Origin of the sequence: Phenylobacterium sp. 58.2.17, assembly GCF_026411515.1 — a bacterium.
Lineage (GTDB): Bacteria > Pseudomonadota > Alphaproteobacteria > Caulobacterales > Caulobacteraceae > Phenylobacterium.
In genome coordinates this window covers 1-18,833 of sequence record NZ_JAPMTQ010000034.1, presented here as the reverse complement: position 1 = coordinate 18,833, position 18,833 = coordinate 1, and the positions used below count along the sequence as shown (strand labels likewise).

Sequence of the window (18,833 nt, the reverse complement as noted above, 5' to 3'; positions counted from 1 at the left end):
AAGCCCACATTATCTTGAAGCCCTGTGAGGGGCGGGCCTCAGGCGGCCGGGATGCGGGGGTCGACGTGGTCGGCCAAGGCGCGGGCCAGGGCGTCGGCGGCGTAGGGCTTTCGCAGCAGCGGCCAGGGCGTTTCGGCGGCGAGCGGCTGGGCCTCGCCGGCATAGCCGGTCGAGAGGATGACCGACAGGCCTGGGCGCCGCTCGCTGACCGTGGCGGCCAGATCGAGGCCCGAGCGGCCGCCCGGCATCACAAGGTCGGTGAGCACCACGTCCAGCTCCGGATGGCGGTCGAGGGCGGCCAGCGCCTGGTCGACGTCGACGGCGCGGACGACCGCATGGCCGAGTTCGGCGAGCATGGCGCTGACCATCGCTCCGACCTCGGCGTCGTCCTCGACCAGCAGCACGTTCAGCCGCCGTGCGGGCGGGGCTTGCGCGCGCTCGGACTCGGCGGGCGCGGACTGGGCTGGGCCCTCGCCGCAACGGGGCAGGTAGAGGCTGACGACCGTCCCCTGGCCGGGGGCGGTCTGGATCGCGACGCCGCCGCCGCTCTGGCGCGCAAAGCCGTAGGCCTGAGAGAGGCCGAGCCCCGTGCCCTTGCCGATCTCCTTGGTGGTGAAGAAGGGCTCGAAGGCGCGGGCGAGGACATCGGGGGCCATGCCGACGCCGTCGTCACGCACCTCCACGCGGACATAGTCGCCGGTCGCGACGTCCTGCACCTCGCCGTCGGCGAGGGCGCAGGCCTCGGTGCGGATTTCGATCGCGCCGCCCTGACCCACGGCGTCGCGCGCATTGACCACCAAGTTCATGATCGCCGCGTCGAACTGGCCCTGGTCGATCATGGCCACGGCCTGCGGCGCGCCGGCCGTCAGGGTGAGCTGGACGGCCTCGCCGACCGCCCGGCGCAGCAGCGGTTCGCTTTCGGTCAGCAGGTCGTCGATGCGCACCGCCGCGGGCTTGAGCGCCTGGCGGCGGGAGAAGGCGAGCAACTGGTGGGTCAGGCGCTCGCCGCGCCGCGCCGCGCCCAGCGCCGCCTCGATCATCCGATCGCGACGCTCGACGTCGTCGGGCCGGCGCTGGATCAGGTCCAGCGCGCCGGTGATGACGGTCAGCAGGTTGTTGAAGTCGTGCGCTACGCCGCCGGTGAGCTGGCCGACGGCCTCCAGCTTCTGGGCGTGATGCAGCCGGGCCTGCGCCTCGTCGCGCTCGGCCAGGGCCGCTGCGACGCGTTCAGCCAGCAGGTCGTTGATGTCCTGCAGGTCGTGCTCGGCCTCCTTGACGTCGGTGATGTCGATGCCGATGCCGATGAAGCCGGAGAAGGTCCCGTCCGGTCCGAAGCGCGGTTGCGAGACCGAGCGGATCCAGCACCACTCGCCGGTCTTGCGCCGATAGCGCGCCTCCAGCCGGAACGGCTTGCGGGAAGCCTCGCCGGCCACCTGCTCCTCCAGGATCCGCTGCAGGTCGTCCGGGTGGAGCGCCTCGCGCCAGTCGAACTCAAGGGCCTGCTCGTAGGGCCGCCCGAGATAGTCGACATAGGCTTGGTTGACGAACTCCCGGCGGCCGTCGGGCCGGGAGACCCAGAGCAGGGCCGGAGCGCTGTCGGCCAGGACCCGGAAGCGTTCTTCGCTTTCGCGAAGTTTTTCAAAAGCATGGCGGCGATCTGTGATGTCGATGTTGACGCCGACGGCGCGCACGGCTCGCCCCATGCCGTTGACCAGCACCTCGCCGCGCGAGAGCAGCCAGCGGATTTCGCCGTCCGGCCGGACGATGCGGTACTCGCAGGGCGCCATCTGGCCGCTGCGGATCGCCGCCATGTTGTTCTGGCGCACCCGCTCGCGGTCTTCAGGGTGGACCACGTCGAGCAGCTTGCGCACGCCGGCCCGGGTGCCGATCGGCAGCCCGAGATTGCGATAGAGGGCCGGCGACCAGAAGCCTTCGCCGCTCTCGGCGTCCCAGTCCCAGAGCCCGACATCGCCGGCGTTCTGGGCCATCTGCAGCCGCGCCTCGCTGCGGTCCAGCGCGGCCTGGGCCTCGTCGAGGCGCAGGACGATCTCGCGCAGGGTGGCGGCCACGAACACCGTGACCGCTCCGGAGAGCACGTAGAGGACCGCGCCGGCCCGGATCGCCGGATCGGTCGGCACGCCGCCGCGCACCGCCAGCGAGGTCGCCAAGGCGGCGACGAGGCTGATCCAGCCCCAGCGCTGGCCGGCGAACAGGGTGGCGACGATGAAGGCGGGGAAGTGGGTGACCGAGAGGGCGAAGGCGGTGTCCCAGCCGGCGAACAGGCCGCGGATCGCGACGGCGGCGGCCATCGCCCCGAAGCTGATGGCCAGCGCGGCGAGCAGCGGCGGCGAGCGTCGCGGTATGAAACGCAGTTGTGATCCGACGGGCGTCATGTCGGCGGACGCTCTGCTGATTCCGGCCCCGAATGGGTCGTTACCCGGACCATGCGAGCCTGGGCGCATGGGGGCAACACTCGATCTTGGCGGGTTTGGCCCCTATCTTGCCAGTTTCCGGCTGCATGGAGCCGGGACTGAAACAGATCGGGACTTCGCCGCTGCCACTGTCGCAGATCATCTCCCAACGCGGCCTGATTGCGGCCCTGGCGGCGACCTGCGGGTTGGCGGTGATACTGCTTGCCTGCGCGAACCCCCGCTACGCCGATGGTAGCGACGGGCGGTCGCAGGGCCTGGCGCAGGTGGCGCGGACCTTCTCCGAACGTGGGCTGACGCGGCTGACCGCCGACATGGACCCGGCGATGCTGGCCCTGGCCAAGCGGCACGATCCGCTGGCCCGGCAAGCCGATCCGTGGGGGCGGACGGTCGGGTGGACCAGCCTCGACATCTCCAAGATTCCCAACCTCGGGCTCGACACCAGTTCGGTGGAGACGGCCGAGGAGATCAACGCCATGCGGGCGTTTTCCAAGCTGCCGATCCGCCCGATGCGGCCGTTCGTGCTGCACGCCGGCGGCCAGGACGCAGGCCGGGCGCTGAAGTGCCTGTCGGAGGCGGTCTATTACGAAAGCGCGCGCGAGCCGCGGCTCGGCCAGGAGGCGGTGGCCCAGGTGGTGCTGAACCGGGTGCGTCATCCGGCCTATCCGAAGTCGGTCTGCGGCGTGGTCTATCAGGGCTCGGCCCGGACCACCGGCTGCCAGTTCAGCTTCACCTGCGACGGATCGCTCCGCTACGCGCCGGAACCGGGCCTGTGGCGGCAGGCGCAGGAGGTGGCCCGGCGCGCCCTGGCCGGCCACGTCAACAAGACCGTCGGCTCGGCCACCCATTATCACGCCGAGTATGTCGCGCCGTACTGGGCGCCGACCCTGGTCAAGATGAAACAGGTCGGGCTGCACATCTTCTACCGCTGGACCGGCCCTTGGGGGGAGCCGCCGGCCTTCACCGGCCGTTATGCCGGCGGCGAGGCCTTCATCTCGCCGGCGATCCTCGGCGGGCTGGACGCGCGCACCAACGGATTGCTCAACCCTGAGACCCAGGGGATCGGCGGCGGCCGGCAGGTCACCCTGGCCGTGGCCGGCGAGGTGCGGACCTACAATGTCGCCGACGCGTCCGCGGCGGGCGGCGAACGGACCCGGGTGCTCGGCACGCTCTACGCCCCGCGGCGCAAGCCGACCGCCCAGGAGATCCAGGAGATCAACCGCTCGCTGGCGGCCATGGAGACCAAGGACGACGCCGGCGTGGCCGACGCCCCTGCGCACAAGACCTCGCCCGATACTGGCGCAGGCGCGCTGCAGGAGTAAGCTTGGCGGTCATGACCGCCGTTCTCGCGATCCACGCGCATCCCGACGATATCGAAACCCTCTGCGCCGGCACGCTCGCCGTGCTGGCCGGGGCGGGGCATCAGGTTCGCATCGCCACCGTCACTGGCGGGGATCTCGGCTCGACGGTCACCGCGCCGCATGAGACCTCGGCCATTCGTCAGGCCGAGGCGGCGCGGGCCGCCGCCCTGATCGGCGCGGAGTACCGCTGCGGCGGGGTTCCCGATCTCGGCGTCTTCAACGACGACCCGACCCGTCGCCGGGTGACCGAGCTGATCCGCTGGGCCCAGGCCGAGGTGGTGATCACGGCCTCGCCGGCCGACTACCATCCCGACCACGAGGCCGTGAGCCAGCTGGTGCGCGATGCGTGCTTCGCCGCCTCGGTGCCGAACTATGCGACCGGCGAGGCGGCGCCGTTGGCGGCCATTCCGCACCTCTACTTCATGGACCCGATCGGCGGGCGCGACCGCGAGGGTGTCTGGACGGATCCCGACTTCGGCGCCGACGTCGCCGCCGTGTTCGAGACCAAGCGCGCGATGCTGGCCTGCCATGTCAGCCAGGACGCCTGGGTGGCGCGCCAGCACGACATTCCCGACCACCTGGCCTCGATGGAGAGGTGGACCCGCCGCCGCGCCCGCGATTTCGGGGCCGAGCTGGCCGAGGGCTTCCGCCAGTATCGGCACCACCCCTATCCAAAGACCCCGCTGCTGCAGGAGATGCTGGGCGCGAGCCTGCTGGCGCCGCCGCCTCAGGCTCCGCGCGCGGCGTCGTAGCGCGCCCACATCGGGCCGCAGTCGAGCATCTCGCCGGTCTGCATCGCCTCGTCGATGGCCATGACCGTGAGGCCGGCCTCCATCGACTCGAACGGCGTCACCGGGAAGTCCTGACGCCCTTCCAGGGTCGCCAGCAGATCGCGGGCCATGGCCTGGTCGGCGCCGTTGTGGCTGTCCTCGGTGCGTCCGCCGTAGTCGATGCGCTCGGGCTTGCCGCGGTCCATGGCGCGGCGGACCATCAGCTTGTTGCGCACCAGATCGGCGATCAGCGTGCCCTCGGTCCCGGCCACGTACCAGCGGCGCTCGGGCAGGGCGACGTGGCTGTTGGCGTGGAACGACAGCCGCACGCCGTTCTCGTACTGCACCAGGGCGTTCTGGTGGTCGGTGACGTCCATGTCGGAGTGGAAGGCGTCGTTGGCGCTGCCCCAGCCGGCGTCGCGCAGGGCGTAGGCGAGCTGGCCGTCGCTGTAGGCGTAGTGGCCGGCGCGGTCGGGGGTGAAGATGTCGCGGCCGCCGAAGCTGGCGACCTTGGCCGGCCGCGAGCGGGTCAGGCGGCCGAAGATATCGAAGTCGTGGCAGACCTTGTCGAGCAGGTACGACCCGCCATAGGCCTGCTTGCGCCGCCAGTTGCGGGCCAGATAGCCGCCGTGCTCGGGCGGCAGGTGCTCGGTGGCGTCGATGGAGATCACCTGGCCGAGCTGGCCGCCGTCGACCCGCGCGATCGTCTCACGCACGATCGACATCGAGCGCATGACGAGGCCGATATAGAGCGGCGGACCGCCGCCGGCGGCCAGTCGATGGGCCAGGGCCAGGGTCTCGGACTGGGTCCGCACGATCGGCTTCTCGGCGAAGATCGGCCAGCCGGCGTCGAGGGCCAGGTTGAGGTGCTCGAAGTGCAGGTGGTTGGGCGAGCCGATCATCACCAGGTCGTAGGGGCCCTGGGCGAGCAGCGCGGCGGCGTCGGGGAGTGCCGGGCCGGGATCGATGCCGGCGGCCGCCAGGATCGGCGCGCCGACTGGGGCCGGATCGGCGTGCGCGACGACCTGCAGGCTCCAGCCGACCTCCTGCATCGCCGCCAGCACATGAGCGATGCGCTGGCCCAGTCCGATGACGCCGATACGGTAGGTTTTCATGGCCGCCTTCCAGAAAGCTGACGGCGCGAGCTTAGCGCGGACGCGCCGGCCGGCTAGTGGCCTTCGCCGCCGCCGAAGGCGTCCGGGTAGGCGACCAGCAGGGGACCGTCGAGCGCCCCGTCCTCGAGCGCCAGGGCCATGAAGGCCGGACTGCCGGAGTAGGGCGACTTCACCTGGGCGGCGGCCTGCGCGCTGAAGCCGAACTTCGGATAGTACTCGGGATGGCCCAGCACGATGACCGCGTGGGCGCCGAAGTCCTTGGCGGTCTCGATCGAGGCGGCGGTCAGGCGCTTGCCGACGCCGTCGCGCTGGCGGTCCGGGCGCACGGCGAGCGGTGCGAGCGCGGCGTAGAGGTTCACGCTGTCGGCCCACAGCCGGCTGTAGAGGATGTGGCCGACGACCTCGCCGTTCTCCTCCTCGACCAGCTCGAACATCACGTCGTCGGCGGCGCGCAGCCGCTCGACGAGGTCGGCCTCGTCGGCTTGCCCGAAGGCGGCGGCGACGATCTCGCGGATGGCGGCGTGGTCGGCGGGGCGGGCGTGGCGGATCATGCCGCCAGACTAGGCCGCTTTCACTTCAGGGGAAGGCAGATTTCAGTAAGCAACTCGGCTGGCGGCGTATTGCTAGGATTGTTCAGGTTGACCTCGAACAGCGGGGCGTCGGCGGGCTCCTCGCCGCTGGCCGTGAGCCAGGCGAACAAGGCGTCGTAGGTGCGGGGCAACTCGGCGTAGGGGCCCTTGTGCAGGGCGACGGCGTGCTTGCCGCCGGGGATGTCGTGGATCGCGACTCCATCGCTCCCGGCGATGGCCGGGCCGACGGTCAGGCCGACGAGGACGTGCCGGCCGGGGGGCGGGGCGTTGCAGTGATCCCCCTCGGGGTAGACCGCCACGCCATACGACGTCGAACCGAGCATGCCGCGAGGTCCGGCCCAGGCGGCGAGGCGCTGGAAACTGCGGCCGATCTCGGCGTAGGGCCCGGCGTGCTCGATGGCGGCGATGCGCAGGGGCGGGAGGTCCCTGACCTCAATGGTCATGATGTGGGCTCCTTGAGACATGCGGGCGGCCAGATTCAGGCGGTGCGACTTGCGGAAAGCGTCGGGCGGCTGGCCGTAGGCGGCGGAGAACGCGCGACTGAAGGCGGCGTCAGACCCGTAGCCGGCGCGGCGGCGGACGTCGGCGACTGGAAATGCGGTGCGCGCCAGGTCGGTTGCGGCCCGGGCGAGACGCAGGCGCGTCAGAGTCTCGGCCGCCGTTTCGCCCATCGCGGCCCGGTAGACGCGGTGGAAATGATGGGGCGAGTAGCAGGCGATCTGCGCCAGCCGGGCCAAGTCAAGCGGCGCGTCCAGATTGGCCGCGATGTGGTCCGCCACCCGTTGCAGGCGGCGTCCGTAGTCGAGGCTGGTGTCGGCTCTCTGCATGGAGAGACCATACCGCGCCGCGGTTGATCGCGATTGCGGACTATCGAGGCCTACTCCGCGGCCAGGGCCGTGGGCGCGGCCTGCGGGCCGCGGATCAGCTTGCCGGGCATTTCGCCGGTGGCCTCTCCGTGCTCGAAGGTGATCACCCCGTCGACGACCGTGGCGCGATAGCCGCTGGCCCGCTGGACGAGCCGGCGGCCGTCGGCCGGTAGGTCGAAGACCATCTCCGGCGCGTGGATCTGCAGCGCGTCGAAGTCGATGACGTTGAGGTCGGCCTTCATTCCCGGCGCGATGACCCCGCGGTCGTTCAGCCCGTAGAACTGGGCCGTCTCGCGGGTCTGCATGGAGACCACCTTTTCCAGCGGCAGGCGCTGTCCGCGCGAGCGGTCCCGCACCCAGTAGGTCAGCATGTAGGTCGGGAAGCTGGCGTCGCAGATCACCCCGCAGTGCGCGCCGCCGTCCGACAGGCTGAGCACGGTGTTGGGGTCGTGCATCATCTCGACGATGTGGTCGAAGCTGTGCTCGGCGTAGTTCAGCAGGGGCAGGTAGATGTACCCGGCGCCGTCGTTCTCCATGAGCATGTCGTAGACGGCGGCCTCGGGCGTGACGCCCTGGCGGGCGGCCTCGGCGGCGACGGAATCCTCGGCGCGCGGCTCGTAGTCGAGCCGGCCCTCGCGCTCCAGGCGGAACATGTTGCCGAAGTCCTGCAGCAGCGCGCCCATGGCCGGAGCCTGGGGCGTCACCTCGGTGATGATCGCCTCGCGGACCGCCGGATCGCGCAGGCGCTCCAGCCGCTCGGCGAAGGGCAGGGCGGCGATCGCCCGGTAGGCGGTCTTGCGGATGAACGGGTGCACCGTCGACTGCCAGCCCAGCACCATGCCGGTGGGGCGACAGGCGATGCCGGCCTTGATGTTGGCGCCCTCGGCCTGGGCCTTGGCGGTCAGGGCCAGCATGTCGCGCCACTTGTTGGGCTGGAACGGCGACTGCAGCAGGCTGTAGTTGACCGGCAGGCCGGTCTCCTTGGCGAACGCCGCCATCCAGGCGAACTCGTCCTCGGGGATGGTCATGTCGGAGGCCAGCTCGAACACGCCATGGCCGGCCTCGCCGAGGGCGCGGCCGATGCCGATCATCTCGTCGGCGCCGGCGAAGGTGCCGGGGATGACCTCGCCGTCCTTGGTCCGGTGCAGGGCCGTGCGCGAGGTCGAGAAGCCGAGCGCGCCGGCCTGGACCGCCTCGCGGGTGATGCGGGCCATCTCGGCGATGTCCTCGGGGGTGGCCACCTCGTTACGCGCGCCGCGTTCGTCCATGACATAGGCGCGGATGGCGCTGTGCGGGGCCTGGGCGGCGACGTCGAGGACGCGCGGCTTGCGCTCGAGGCTGTCGAGATATTCGGGGAAGGTCTCCCAATCCCATTTCATGCCCTCGGCCAGGGCTGCGCCGGGGATGTCCTCGACCGCCTCCATGATGCCGATCAGCCACTCGTGGCGGTCGGGCCGGGCGGGGGCGAAGCCGACGCCGCAGTTGCCCATGACCACCGTGGTGACCCCGTGCCAGCAGGAGGGGCTGAGGTAGGGATCCCAGGTCACCTGGCCGTCGTAGTGAGTGTGGATGTCGACCCAGCCCGGAGTGACCAACAGCCCGTCTGCGTCGATCTCGCGGCGGCCCTTCTCTGGAACAGCGCCGACCTTGGCGATGACGCCGCCGGACACCGCGACATCGGCCTGACGGGGCGGAGAACCCGTACCGTCGACCACCAGACCACGCCGAATGACCAGATCGTACATGGCTTCCTCCCAGGAAATTTTTGGAAGGCTAGGTACGGTGACGCAACGTCATTCAAGAGGGCGCGGCGGGCGCTGTGGGACGGTCTGCTGAACCCACGTCCTCCGGGCGCGTTCCACAAGACCAGCGCAACTCGAGAGGGGCGACATGTCCATCAACAACCGCCGCGAACTCAGCCTGCTCAACCACGACGAAGGCGAACTGATCCGGGCCTCGCACCATCCGGCCATCGCCCAGCTCGACGCCAAGGATCTGGCCGAGACGCGCAAGCGTCTGCGGGCCATGCGCGACAAGGAGCGCACCCTGGCCCGGCAGAAGGTGCGCGAGGTCCGCGGCAAGGGCGAGCCGCGCGGCAGCGGCACGGCTGAGCATCTGCAGGAGCGCAAGCAGGTGTTCGCCAGCGCCCTACGGCGGGTGAACAAGCAGGCGCACCGGATGGCGGTCGAAGAGGCGCGGGCCGCGCACGTCGAAGCCGCGAAAAAGGCGTTGGCCATGCGCCGGGCGGCCGGCGCCTCGTCGCGTCCGGCTCCGGGCAAGACCGCCGGCGCGGGGATGAACCCGGTCGAAAGCCAGAAGACCGCCTCCAAGGTCGCGCCGGCCAAGGTCGGCAGCGTCTCACAGGCGACCAAGAACGCCCAGGCCAAGCGGGACAGCTGATTGCTCCCCTGCTGGGGAGCTGACTGAGGGGGATTGCTGACTCAGCACGCCCCCTTCGTCTGGCCGCCTTTCAGCGATCCCCCCCTCAACGGGGGAGGATCTGGTTCTCTTCAGTCGCCGGCGACCCAGCTGACGTCGGCGCCGAGGGCGTTGAGGTTCTCGACAAATTTCGGGTGGGCGCGCTGGATCGGCGAGGCGTTGAGGATGGTGCTCTCGCCCTCGATGCTGGCGGCCAGCATGAAGAGGGCGATGGCCACGCGGATGATGTAGGGGCTCTCGACCGTGGCCGGGGTCAGCGGCTTGCCGCCCCAGGTGATCAGCCGGTGCGGGTCGCAGAGCAGCGCGTGGGCGCCAAACTTGCCGAGCTCCGAGTGCCAGCCGAGCGCGCCGTCATAGACCTTGTTCCAGAACATCACCTGGCCTTCGGCGCGCACGCCGAGCGCGACGAAGATCGGCAGCAGGTCGGCCGGGACATAGGGCCAGGGCGCGGCCTCGACCTTGGTCAGGATGTTCGACGTGAAGGGCTCGCGCACCTTCAGCTTGCCGTCGACGCGGGCGCGGCTGAAGCCGTTCTCGTGGGTCACCTCGACGCCGAACTTGGCGAAGGTGCGGTCCAGCAGCGGGAACTGTTCGACCGAGCCGTTCTGGACGGCGATCTCGCCGCCGGTGATCGCGCCCATGGCCAGGAAGGTGGCGACCTCGTGGAAGTCGTCGGCGAAGGTGAACTCGACCCCGCCCAGGCTGTCTACGCCCGAGACGGTCAGGCGCGAGCCGCCCACGCCCTGGATGCGCGCGCCCATGCCGGCGAGGAACTCGCAGAACTCCTGGACGTGCGGCTCGCAGGCGGAGTTGGTCAGGCGCGAGAGGCCCTTGGCGGTGGCCGCGCAGAGCACGAAGTTCTCGGTGGTGGTCACCGAGGCGTAGTCGAGCCAGTGCTGGGTGGCGGTGAAGCCCTTGTCGGCGGTGATCACCGTCGCGCCGGGTTCGCTGGTGACCTCGGCCCCGAAGGCGCGGAACACTTCGATGTGCGGGTCGATCTCACGCGAGCCGAGGGTGCAGCCGGTGACGTCCTCTTCCAGGCTGGCGCGGCCGAAGCGGTGCAGCAGGGCCGGGATCAGCATGATCGACGAACGCATGCCCAGCGGCAGGTGCGCCGACTTCGGGTCCAGGTCGCGGCCGTGGTGTAGCCGCAGCGTGCCGGTGGCATAGTCCATCTCGACCGACGAGCCGAGCTTTCCGAAGAAATCCAGCAGCTTGCGGACGTCGGTGATGTCCGGCACCCGGTGCAGGACGATCGGCTCGTCGCTGAGCAGGGTGGAGCAGAGCACCGGCAGGACGGCGTTCTTGTTGGCGGACGGCGTGATGGTTCCACGCAAGGCGCGGCCGCCTCGCACGATCAGGTTCGTCATGGCGGCGCGTGGCCTCGTCTTTCGGGATGGGGCGGCCGGCGGCCGCCCGCTAAGTTGAACTCGTCGACGCTGTCAGATGGTCACCAGGCGCCGATACGCTGGGCCTCGTGATGGCTGATCGGGTGCTTGGCCTTCTCGTGATCCTCTTCAGCCAGCAGTCTTACCGCTTCCAGCGCCGCCATGCAGCCCATGCCGGCGGCGGTGACGGCCTGGCGGTAGACGTCGTCGGTGACGTCGCCGGCGGCGTAGACGCCCTTGATCGCGGTCGCGGCGCTGCCGGGGACGACCTTCAGATAGCCCGAGCCGTCCATCTCCAGCTGGCCCTTGAAGAGTTCGGAAGCCGGGGCGTGGCCGATGGCGATGAAGACGCCGTCGGCGGGGATTTCGCGGACATCGCCGGTGTTCACGTCCTTCAGCTTGACGCCGGTGACGCCGAGCGGCTCGCTCGTACCGACCACCTCGTCGATGGCGACGTTCCAGATCACCTCGATCTTGGGGTGGGCGAACAGGCGCTCCTGCAGGATCTTCTCGGCGCGGAACTCGTCGCGGCGGTGCACGACGGTGACCTTGGACGCAAAGTTGGTCAGGAACAGCGCTTCCTCGACCGCGGTGTTGCCGCCGCCGACCACCACGACCTCCTTGCCGCGATAGAAGAAGCCGTCGCAGGTGGCGCAGGCCGAGACGCCGAAGCCCTGGAACTTCTGCTCGGTCTCCAGGCCCAGCCACTTGGCCTGGGCGCCGGTGGCGATGATCAGCGTCTCGGCCAGCCAGACCTCGCCGGAGTCGCATTCCAGGCGGAACGGGCGCTGGCTGAGGTCGGCCTTGACGACGATGTCGTTGATGATCTCGGTGCCGACATGGGCGGCCTGGGCCTGCATCTGCTCCATCAGCCAGGGGCCTTGGATGACGTCGGCGAAGCCCGGATAGTTCTCGACGTCGGTCGTGATCGTCAGCTGGCCGCCGGGCTGGATGCCGGCGATCAGCACCGGTTTGAGCAGGGCGCGCGCGGCGTAGATGGCGGCGGTGTAGCCGGCCGGGCCGGAGCCCAGGACGAGGCAGCGGGTGGTGCGAGGAGCGTTCTGCGACATGGCGTCTATGTAGGGGAGATTCTGAGCCGTTGCGACAGGCGCCGGGCGCGGTCGGTCAGCGCACGGCTGCGCGGCCTCAGACGCCGGGATCGCGGGCGGCCAGCCGCGGGGCGGAGATCACCTCCAGCAGGGCCTCGGCGGCGCGCTCGGCGCCCCGGCCGTCGCAGAGCTCCAGGCTGGCGGCGGTCAGGCGCGTGCGGGTGGCGGTGTCGTTGAGCAGCCGCACGGCGGCCCGGTCGAGCGCGGCGGCGAAATCAGGATCGGCGGCGTCGACCACCAGGGCCGCGTCACGGTCGGCCAGGGCGCGAGCGGCCGGGCGCTGGTTCTCGGCCAGCACCAGCAGCACGGAAGGCAGGCCCAGGGTGCAGCGCTCCCAGGTGGTCGATCCGCCGGCCCCGAAGGCGACGTCGGCCTCCAGCGTCAGGCGGGCCATGTCCTGGGCGTCGATGTGCAGCATGACGCGCGGATCGTGCGCGGCGACGCGGGTGAGGCCGGGCAGGCTGGGCGCCTCGGAGCCGAGGACCACGTCGAAGGCGAGGTGGCCGTTGCGCTGGCGCAGGCGGTCGAGCACCCGCGAGGTGACGCCGCCGACGTCGGTGAGGCCCAGGGCCACCAGCACCCGCTGCACAGGCCCGCCGCGGCGAGCGATCGCGGCCTCGCGCAGGGCGGCGAACTCCGGCCGCAACGGCGCATAGCGCGGACCGAGCAGCAGGCGCGCCCCGCCGGCGAGGTCGGCGTAGTCTTCCTCGGTGCGGGCTGGGCCGGAATCGAGCACGACGTCGGCGGCCAGCGGCCGGTCGGCGAGGTCGTCGATGACCAGGGTCGGGCGGCCTTGGGCGATGAACTGGTGATCGGCGCGGCCCAGGCCGTAGTGGTCGAACACCACGGCGTCGAAGGCCAGGCCGGCGACGGCGGCGGGCAGGTCCGCGGCGGCGACCGAGGCCACCGCCTCACGGCTCATGTCAGGTGCGAAGGCGTCGAGAATGCCGGCGACGACCGGCGGGGCCAGGAACACGCACTCCGCGCCGTGCTCGCCCAGCGCCCTAGCCAGGCTGAGCGAGCGCATCACATGCCCGCCGCCGACCGCCGGGCCGGCGTTGGCGATGAAGAGGATGCGTGGTCGCAGAATCATCTTGCAACCATGGGACGCCGAAACCCGCGGCTTGGAAAGGGGCGGGGGCTCAGCGCGGCAGGCGCACGAAGAACAGCTCGGGATCGCCGGGATCGAGGTGGTCGACCTGCCCGGCCGGCAGGTAGCCGCGCGCGAGCAGAAGGGCGCGCATGATCGCGTTGGAGACATTGGTCGAGACGAACAGCTTCTCGGCGGCGTGCTCCCGCTCGATCTCGTCCAGCAGCGCGCTGGCCACCCCGCGACGCTGGAACCGCGGATCGGTGACGATCAGGTCCAGGAAGGGGTTGCTGAAGAACCGGCCCATCACGGCGAACCCGGCAGGTCGGCCGTCGAGATAGGCGATCTGGGCCACGCGGCCTTGCTCGCCGGCGAAGGCGCGGCGCAGCCAGTCGGCGCGGTGGGCGCTGGTCGCGGCGGCCGGATCGATCGCCAGGGCGATGGCGGCGTCGTCGGCTCCGGCCAGGCGGATCGCGACGGCCATGGTTCAGGCCTTGCGGGCGTCGAAGCGGCGCAGCACCTCGTCGGCCGCACGCTCGGTCTCGGCCAGCGGCTCGTAGGTCCAGCGGTGGAAGGCGCCGCCGAACGGGCGGGCCGCGCCCAGCCGCTCCAGGTCCTCGTGGAACAGCCGGAACTTCAGGCTCTCGCCGTCCATCTTCATCACGAACACCGGCTTGCCGGTCGAGGCGGCGTCGGTGGCGAGGTTGGTCGAGTCCTCGGTGACCAGGATGTAGTCGGCCGCCGCCAGGTAGGCGAAGTAGGGGTTGTCGCCTTCCCCGTCCCAGATGACGCCGGGCAGGTGTCTGAGGCGGGCCTCGAGGAGATTCTTGGCCGGCTCGGGGGTGCGGCGGGTGAAGCTGACCATCACCGAGCCGCCTTCCTGGACGACCGGCAGCTCGATCTCGCGGGCCATGGCGGCGGCGCGCTCGGGCGATATGTCATGGGCCTTGGACTTGCCGCCGATGATCACCGCCACGCGCGGGCGGGGCAGAGCGTCCAGCTGTGCCTGAAAGCGTTGCAGGTCGCCGGCCATGCGCTCGGCGTTCACGCGGCCGGGCGAGCCGGTGATCGGAAAGACGTTGTCGCCCTCCAGCCGGTCATGCCGGGGCGGAATGACCAGATCGAACAGCCGGGTCGGCATGCGCGGGTCCTGGACCTGGACGACATAGGTCCGGCGGCCCGACCAGCGTCTCATGCGGATCGACAGCGGCAGGGTCGCGCGGCCGGCGGCGATCCAGAGGTCGGGCCAGGGGGGGGCGATGTCGCTCTGCGGGGTCAGCAGGCGACGCGGAAAAGGCGTCAGCCACCACGGTAGGCGGCCGATCCAGCTCTTCCAGCCGATCTGCTTGACGACGACCTGGGCGGGGCGCTTGCGCGCGATCGCATTGGCCAGACCGACGACTTGGGCCTCGATGCCCGCGCGCCCGTCGGAGACCGCCCAGATGACGAGCGGCGCGGCGGGCGGCGGGTTTTGAGCTGACAAGCCGGGAGGGCCTAGATCCACTCGACCTTGAGGATCTCGTAGGCCTTGCCGCCGCCGGGGGTGTTCACCTCGACGACGTCTCCGGTTTCCTTGCCGATCATGGCGCGGGCCAGGGGCGAGACGATGGAGATCTTGCCCTGTTTCACGTCGGCCTCATGTTCGCCGACGATCTGGTAACGAGCCTCTTCCTCGGTGTCCTCGTCGACCACCGAGACGGTGGCGCCGAACTTCACCTGAGTGCCGGAGAGCTTGGATACGTCGATGACCTGAGCGCGGGCCATCCTGTCCTCGATCTCGGCGATCTGGCCTTCGATCCAGCCCTGGCGCTCCTTGGCGGCATGGTACTCGGCGTTCTCGGAGAGGTCGCCATGCGAGCGCGCTTCAGCGATCGCAGCGATCACAGCGGGACGCTCGATAGTCTTCAAACGCTTCAGTTCATCGTCGAGAGCTTGCCAGCCCTCGGCGGTCATCGGGACTTTTTCCATCGTGGATGAGGACTCGGATTCGCCCTTTTGGGAGTTCGTTGCCGGCCGCGGGCGCAGGCGTCCGGGGGGCTAGAGATTAGATGTCGCAGCAGAAAAACTCAAGGGCGCGCGGGCAGGCGGCCCCTGGAGCTGGGTTCGAAAGCTGTTGAGAAGCGTGCGGGACGCTACGGAGTCAGGCGCTTTCGGAGACGATTGCGCCTTGCAGCTCGCTGGCGTCGGGCGCCTCGAACACGCCTTCGATGAAGTCGAACATCTCTGGCGTCACCCCGATGGCGAAGGTCTCGCCGCGGACCTCGTTGCGCTCAAGCACGCGCGCGCGGCGCACCTCTTCGGGGGCGGTCACGAAGTGGAACTGTATCGGCAATTCCACGGCCTGGGCGATCTCGGCCACCCGGGCGCGGTCGGAGCGCCGCAGCAGGCCGAGGTCGAGCGCCACCGAGGTTCCGGCGGCGATGACGCCAGCGGCGGTGGACCAGATCTGGGCTTCGCAGCGTTCGACCCGCTCCATCATCCAGTGATATTCGATCGGCTCGGGCATGTCGGCCGCGAACAGCCGCGCCATCCAGTCGTCGATGGCGAAGTGGACCGCCGGTTCGCGCCGGGCCAGTTCCTTGGCGTAGGTGGACTTTCCGGCCCCCGAAGGGCCATAGACGACGTGAAGCATGGCGGTCATGCCCCGCCCGTAGAACATTTCAGCCGGGGCGGAAATGCCGAACGGTCGGGGCCGCCGCGACTATTTCACCGAGAGGCCGCCGTCGATGACCAGTTCGGCGCCGGTGACGTAGCGGCTCTCGTCCGAGGCCAACCACAGCACGCCGTTGGCGATGTCTTCAGGATAGCCCTTCACGCCCAGCGGCACGCCCTCGGCGCTCATGGCGTCCAGCGCCGCGCCGCGGGGCGGACGGGCGTTGTCGCCGACCTCGCCGGTCCCGACGATGGTGTCCCAGATCGGGGTCTCGATGATGCCCGGGTGGACCGAATTCACGCGCACGCCGTCCTTGGCCGCCGCGCATTCCATGGCCACGGCCTTGGTGAACAGGCGCACCCCGCCCTTGGTGGCGCAGTAACCGGCCAGGATGGCCGAGCCCTTGAGGCCGGCGACCGAGGACATGTTGATGATCGAGCCGCCGCCGTTCTCGCGCATCAGCGGGATCGAGTGCTTCACGCCGAGGAAAACGCCGTCGAGATTGACCGCGGTCTGCTTCTGGAAGTCGGCGAGGGTCATGGTGAGCACCGAGCCGCCAATGCCGATGCCGGCGTTGTTGACCAGGATGTCGAGCCGGCCGTGCTTGGCCTTCACCGCCGCCACCGCGTCGATCCAGGCCTGCTCGGAGGTGACGTCGTGGTGCAGGTAGCTGGCCTTGCCGCCCATCGCCTCGATGGCGGCGACGGTCTGGGCGCCCTTGTCGTCCTGAAGGTCGGTGACGACCACCACTGCGCCTTCCTGAGCCAGCCGTTCGGCGCAGCCGCGCCCGATCCCGCTCGCCCCGCCGGTGACCAGCGCGACCTTACCCTCGACCCTACCGGCCATGCTTTCGACTCCCTAAGTGATCGTTGTTCAGTTTTCTTACGCCTAGCCTAGCTTGCCGATTGAGGCCAGCCTCCCGAGCCAGTGAGAGATTCGGAGTTACGGTATGTCGATCAGCATTCGTCCCTGCGTATCCGGCGACGAAGCGGCCCTGGCCCTGGTTGGGCAGGCGACGTTCCTGGAGACCTACGCCGGCGCCCTGCCGGCCGGCGACATCATCGCCCACTGCCGCACCCAGCACGCCGAGACGCTCTACGCCCAATGGCTGGGCAAGCCCGGCTATCGGCTGTGGCTGGCCGAGATGGAGGAGGGCGGGGCGCCGGTCGGCTATGCGGCGCTGACGCCGCCCGACCTGCCCGTGGCGACCGGGGAGGGTGATGTGGAGCTGAAGCGGATCTACCTGCTCAACCGCTTCCACGGCACGGGGCTGGGCGGTCGGCTGATGGCGACGGCGCTGGACAGCGCAGCGCATGCGGGTTTCACCCGCATGCTGCTGGGCGTGTTCGGCGGCAACGCGCGCGCAATCGCCTTCTACGCGCGCCAAGGCTATGTCGAGGCGGGCGTGCGCAGGTTCCGCGTGGGCGCCAACGAGTACGACGACCTGGTCCTGGCTAGAGCGCTCTGACCGGCGTCGTACTCGCGTTTAGAGCTGGCGTCCTACCAGGTGACCTTGCCGTTGGCGGTGAGCAGGCCAATCAGCATGGCCGCGCCGAGAGCGATGATCAGACCCACAACGATAAGGTCTGTGTACCCCTCGAAGCGCTCCAGCAGGTGCTTGTTCTTGTGATGGTGGACCTCACCTTCGTGGTGTCCGGATTGCATGGCGTTTCCCTTCGCACACTGAGACAGAGGACACGTCCTCGCCAGACTGCGACAGGCGCCCATGCGGGCCGACCGGCTGGTCATCAGGGGCCGCCGGAACGCGCCCACTATGCGCCTGCAAGAGCATGGCGACGCTCTGAGGTTGCGCCCCGGAATAACGTCGGTCAATCAGGAAATGCGCGTAAGTGTTTCACAAGCTTGCGCTTGCGAGACGCTCGCATGCAGCGTCTTCGCGTTGAGATAGAGGTCTGAGGTCGGCACAGGTGATGGATCGCAAGACCTATCTGAGACTTCTGCGCAGCGCCCACGGGCGAACGCGTCGCGCCGGCGAAGCCGAGGATCTGCTTCAGGCCGCGCTGCTGTGTGCGGTCGAGGCCGGGCGCGGCGATATGAGCGCGAGCGAGAACCGGCGCTGGCTTGGCGGGGTGCTGCGCAACCGGGCCCTGCACGAAGCCCGTTCCGCCGCTCGCCGACGTCGACGTGAAGCCGACTACGCACTCGACGCCGCGGCGGAGGCGGAGGCGGGGGCCAGCGCCACCGATCCGGGCGACTTCATCGCGACGCTACCGCCCGGTCTGCGGACGACGGCCCTGCTCGTCGTGACCGGTCATACGAAGCCGGAGATCGCCTGGCTGCTGGACCTGTCGGACGTCGCCCTGCGCCAGCGGATCAGCGAGTTGAAGCGGCGCTGCCTGCAATTGGGCCTGCGCGGCGCGATCGGGGGCCGGGCCTTGAAGGGGGATCTGCCGTTCGGCCTTCTGCGCCGAGCCCTGATCGGCGTGCTTCGCCCGGCCGCGACCGAAATAGGAACGCACGACCCGGACGGGCATCTGTTCGTCGTGTCCTCACAAATCGACGTGGCGCGGCAACTAGGGGCGTCCAACATCTGAAAGGGAGAGACACATGTTCGGCAAAGTGCGGATTGGAACCGTCTGCTTCTATGTCACCGACATAGCGCGAACCGAAAAATTCTACCGCGACGTACTCGGGCTCGACGTCACCAACATGGGGGACGACGGCGCCGGGAACGACTGGCTTCAGGCCAACACCATGGGCGGCGTCGAACTGATCTTCTTCAAGGCCGAGTGCCGCCCGGGCAACTCGCCGATCATCGTCTTCGATCTGGCTGAAGGCGGCATCGACACCGTCGTCGCCGCGCTCGCCGAAAAGGGGGCGACGATCGTGACGCCGGTCAGTCATGCGCCAGGCGGATGGTCGGCGGAGATTTCCGACCCGGATGGGCACATGATTTCCATGTACCAGTCCGAGGAGGCCCCACGGGCGACGGTCTCTGCGTAGAGTTAGGGGGGGGGGGGGGGGGGGGGGGGGGGGGGGGGGGGGGGGGGGGGGGGGGGGGG

At 69.9% G+C, this 18,833-nt stretch carries 20 protein-coding genes; 6 read left to right on the top strand and 14 right to left on the bottom strand.

What is annotated here, in order from left to right; genetic code table 11:
• Positions 1 to 38 precede the first annotated feature (38 nt).
• Positions 39 to 2,393 carry a hybrid sensor histidine kinase/response regulator gene (locus OUA97_RS17510; RefSeq protein ID WP_267233319.1) on the bottom strand — a complete coding sequence of 785 codons (2,355 nt, stop codon included), beginning with the start codon at positions 2,391 to 2,393 and terminating at the stop codon, positions 39 to 41.
• 107 nt (positions 2,394 to 2,500) lie between these two features.
• Here OUA97_RS17510 and OUA97_RS17505 point away from each other — a divergent pair, with 107 nt between their 5' ends.
• Both OUA97_RS17505 and OUA97_RS17500 read left to right on the top strand, forming a co-directional pair.
• Positions 2,501 to 3,751, top strand: coding sequence for a cell wall hydrolase (locus tag OUA97_RS17505; RefSeq protein WP_267233318.1), 1,251 nt, complete (start codon positions 2,501 to 2,503; stop codon positions 3,749 to 3,751).
• A gap of 11 nt (positions 3,752 to 3,762) precedes the next feature.
• Positions 3,763 to 4,542: a PIG-L deacetylase family protein gene (locus OUA97_RS17500; protein WP_267233317.1), complete on the top strand. Its 780-nt coding sequence runs from the start codon at positions 3,763 to 3,765 to the stop codon at positions 4,540 to 4,542.
• Here OUA97_RS17500 and OUA97_RS17495 read toward each other — a convergent pair.
• Genes OUA97_RS17495 through OUA97_RS17480 form a run of 4 tightly spaced genes read right to left on the bottom strand, consistent with a single transcriptional unit; the run spans position 4,518 to position 8,876 of the window.
• Positions 4,518 to 5,675: a Gfo/Idh/MocA family protein gene (locus OUA97_RS17495; protein ID WP_267233316.1), complete on the bottom strand. Its 1,158-nt coding sequence runs from the start codon at positions 5,673 to 5,675 to the stop codon at positions 4,518 to 4,520. The two genes, OUA97_RS17500 and OUA97_RS17495, sit on opposite strands and share 25 nt — an antisense overlap.
• Before the next feature lie 53 nt (positions 5,676 to 5,728).
• A complete protein-coding gene (locus tag OUA97_RS17490; RefSeq protein ID WP_267233315.1) occupies positions 5,729 to 6,226 on the bottom strand; it encodes a GNAT family N-acetyltransferase in 498 nt (165 codons plus the stop codon).
• Between the two features lie 20 nt (positions 6,227 to 6,246).
• Complete coding sequence (locus OUA97_RS17485; RefSeq protein WP_267233314.1) at positions 6,247 to 7,092, bottom strand: AraC family transcriptional regulator; 846 nt, start codon at positions 7,090 to 7,092, stop codon at positions 6,247 to 6,249.
• A gap of 50 nt (positions 7,093 to 7,142) precedes the next feature.
• Complete coding sequence (locus OUA97_RS17480) at positions 7,143 to 8,876, bottom strand: N-acyl-D-amino-acid deacylase family protein (protein ID WP_267233313.1); 1,734 nt, start codon at positions 8,874 to 8,876, stop codon at positions 7,143 to 7,145.
• Between the two features lie 145 nt (positions 8,877 to 9,021).
• On the opposite strand from OUA97_RS17480, the gene OUA97_RS17475 reads away from it, so the two are divergent.
• Positions 9,022 to 9,531, top strand: coding sequence for a hypothetical protein (locus tag OUA97_RS17475; RefSeq protein WP_267233312.1), 510 nt, complete (start codon positions 9,022 to 9,024; stop codon positions 9,529 to 9,531).
• A 110-nt stretch (positions 9,532 to 9,641) separates the two neighbouring features.
• On the opposite strand, the gene OUA97_RS17470 is transcribed toward OUA97_RS17475, so the two are convergent.
• The 8 genes from OUA97_RS17470 to OUA97_RS17435 all read right to left on the bottom strand — a co-directional run bounded on the left by OUA97_RS17470 (position 9,642) and on the right by OUA97_RS17435 (position 16,656).
• The gene (locus OUA97_RS17470) at positions 9,642 to 10,940 is read right to left on the bottom strand and encodes a UDP-N-acetylglucosamine 1-carboxyvinyltransferase (RefSeq protein WP_267233311.1); all 1,299 of its coding nucleotides are present in this window, start codon (positions 10,938 to 10,940) and stop codon (positions 9,642 to 9,644) included.
• A gap of 80 nt (positions 10,941 to 11,020) precedes the next feature.
• Positions 11,021 to 12,028, bottom strand: a complete 1,008-nt coding sequence (gene trxB / locus OUA97_RS17465; RefSeq protein ID WP_267233310.1) for a thioredoxin-disulfide reductase — start codon at positions 12,026 to 12,028, stop codon at positions 11,021 to 11,023.
• Positions 12,029 to 12,104: 76 nt separating this feature from the next.
• The gene (gene pseG / locus OUA97_RS17460) at positions 12,105 to 13,160 is read right to left on the bottom strand and encodes a UDP-2,4-diacetamido-2,4,6-trideoxy-beta-L-altropyranose hydrolase (protein ID WP_267233309.1); all 1,056 of its coding nucleotides are present in this window, start codon (positions 13,158 to 13,160) and stop codon (positions 12,105 to 12,107) included.
• Positions 13,161 to 13,209: 49 nt separating this feature from the next.
• Positions 13,210 to 13,641: a GNAT family N-acetyltransferase gene (locus tag OUA97_RS17455; RefSeq protein WP_267233308.1), complete on the bottom strand. Its 432-nt coding sequence runs from the start codon at positions 13,639 to 13,641 to the stop codon at positions 13,210 to 13,212.
• Positions 13,642 to 13,644: 3 nt separating this feature from the next.
• On the bottom strand, positions 13,645 to 14,640 hold the full coding sequence (locus OUA97_RS17450) for a mitochondrial fission ELM1 family protein (RefSeq protein WP_267233307.1): 996 nt from the start codon (positions 14,638 to 14,640) through the stop codon (positions 13,645 to 13,647).
• Positions 14,641 to 14,651: 11 nt separating this feature from the next.
• A complete protein-coding gene (greA, locus tag OUA97_RS17445) occupies positions 14,652 to 15,125 on the bottom strand; it encodes a transcription elongation factor GreA (RefSeq protein WP_267233306.1) in 474 nt (157 codons plus the stop codon).
• A gap of 172 nt (positions 15,126 to 15,297) precedes the next feature.
• Positions 15,298 to 15,798, bottom strand: a complete 501-nt coding sequence (locus OUA97_RS17440; RefSeq protein ID WP_267233305.1) for an AAA family ATPase — start codon at positions 15,796 to 15,798, stop codon at positions 15,298 to 15,300.
• Between the two features lie 60 nt (positions 15,799 to 15,858).
• Positions 15,859 to 16,656: an SDR family NAD(P)-dependent oxidoreductase gene (locus OUA97_RS17435; protein ID WP_267233304.1), complete on the bottom strand. Its 798-nt coding sequence runs from the start codon at positions 16,654 to 16,656 to the stop codon at positions 15,859 to 15,861.
• Positions 16,657 to 16,759: 103 nt separating this feature from the next.
• Here OUA97_RS17435 and OUA97_RS17430 point away from each other — a divergent pair, with 103 nt between their 5' ends.
• Positions 16,760 to 17,278 (top strand): GNAT family N-acetyltransferase, encoded by a 519-nt coding sequence (locus OUA97_RS17430; RefSeq protein ID WP_267233303.1) that lies wholly within the window; start codon positions 16,760 to 16,762, stop codon positions 17,276 to 17,278.
• A gap of 32 nt (positions 17,279 to 17,310) precedes the next feature.
• On the opposite strand, the gene OUA97_RS17425 is transcribed toward OUA97_RS17430, so the two are convergent.
• Positions 17,311 to 17,475 (bottom strand): hypothetical protein, encoded by a 165-nt coding sequence (locus OUA97_RS17425; protein ID WP_267233302.1) that lies wholly within the window; start codon positions 17,473 to 17,475, stop codon positions 17,311 to 17,313.
• A gap of 266 nt (positions 17,476 to 17,741) precedes the next feature.
• Between OUA97_RS17425 and OUA97_RS17420 the strand changes: the two genes are divergently transcribed.
• Together OUA97_RS17420 and OUA97_RS17415 are read left to right on the top strand one after the other, a co-directional pair.
• Positions 17,742 to 18,365 carry a sigma factor gene (locus tag OUA97_RS17420; RefSeq protein WP_267233301.1) on the top strand — a complete coding sequence of 208 codons (624 nt, stop codon included), beginning with the start codon at positions 17,742 to 17,744 and terminating at the stop codon, positions 18,363 to 18,365.
• 13 nt (positions 18,366 to 18,378) lie between these two features.
• Positions 18,379 to 18,774 carry a VOC family protein gene (locus tag OUA97_RS17415; RefSeq protein WP_267233300.1) on the top strand — a complete coding sequence of 132 codons (396 nt, stop codon included), beginning with the start codon at positions 18,379 to 18,381 and terminating at the stop codon, positions 18,772 to 18,774.
• Positions 18,775 to 18,833 lie beyond the last annotated feature (59 nt).

Coding starts and splice junctions, on each gene's coding strand:
- OUA97_RS17485 (WP_267233314.1), bottom strand. CDS start 7,092: ATGCAGAGAGCCGACACCAGCCTCGACTACGGACGCCGCCTGCAACGG.
- greA (WP_267233306.1), bottom strand. CDS start 15,125: ATGGAAAAAGTCCCGATGACCGCCGAGGGCTGGCAAGCTCTCGACGAT.
- OUA97_RS17430 (WP_267233303.1), top strand. CDS start 16,760: ATGTCGATCAGCATTCGTCCCTGCGTATCCGGCGACGAAGCGGCCCTG.
- OUA97_RS17455 (WP_267233308.1), bottom strand. CDS start 13,641: ATGGCCGTCGCGATCCGCCTGGCCGGAGCCGACGACGCCGCCATCGCC.
- OUA97_RS17425 (WP_267233302.1), bottom strand. CDS start 17,475: ATGCAATCCGGACACCACGAAGGTGAGGTCCACCATCACAAGAACAAG.
- OUA97_RS17415 (WP_267233300.1), top strand. CDS start 18,379: ATGTTCGGCAAAGTGCGGATTGGAACCGTCTGCTTCTATGTCACCGAC.
- OUA97_RS17495 (WP_267233316.1), bottom strand. CDS start 5,675: ATGAAAACCTACCGTATCGGCGTCATCGGACTGGGCCAGCGCATCGCT.
- OUA97_RS17480 (WP_267233313.1), bottom strand. CDS start 8,876: ATGTACGATCTGGTCATTCGGCGTGGTCTGGTGGTCGACGGTACGGGT.
- OUA97_RS17420 (WP_267233301.1), top strand. CDS start 17,742: ATGGATCGCAAGACCTATCTGAGACTTCTGCGCAGCGCCCACGGGCGA.
- trxB (WP_267233310.1), bottom strand. CDS start 12,028: ATGTCGCAGAACGCTCCTCGCACCACCCGCTGCCTCGTCCTGGGCTCC.
- OUA97_RS17435 (WP_267233304.1), bottom strand. CDS start 16,656: ATGGCCGGTAGGGTCGAGGGTAAGGTCGCGCTGGTCACCGGCGGGGCG.
- OUA97_RS17510 (WP_267233319.1), bottom strand. CDS start 2,393: ATGACGCCCGTCGGATCACAACTGCGTTTCATACCGCGACGCTCGCCG.
- OUA97_RS17490 (WP_267233315.1), bottom strand. CDS start 6,226: ATGATCCGCCACGCCCGCCCCGCCGACCACGCCGCCATCCGCGAGATC.
- OUA97_RS17500 (WP_267233317.1), top strand. CDS start 3,763: ATGACCGCCGTTCTCGCGATCCACGCGCATCCCGACGATATCGAAACC.
- OUA97_RS17470 (WP_267233311.1), bottom strand. CDS start 10,940: ATGACGAACCTGATCGTGCGAGGCGGCCGCGCCTTGCGTGGAACCATC.
- pseG (WP_267233309.1), bottom strand. CDS start 13,160: ATGATTCTGCGACCACGCATCCTCTTCATCGCCAACGCCGGCCCGGCG.
- OUA97_RS17440 (WP_267233305.1), bottom strand. CDS start 15,798: ATGACCGCCATGCTTCACGTCGTCTATGGCCCTTCGGGGGCCGGAAAG.
- OUA97_RS17475 (WP_267233312.1), top strand. CDS start 9,022: ATGTCCATCAACAACCGCCGCGAACTCAGCCTGCTCAACCACGACGAA.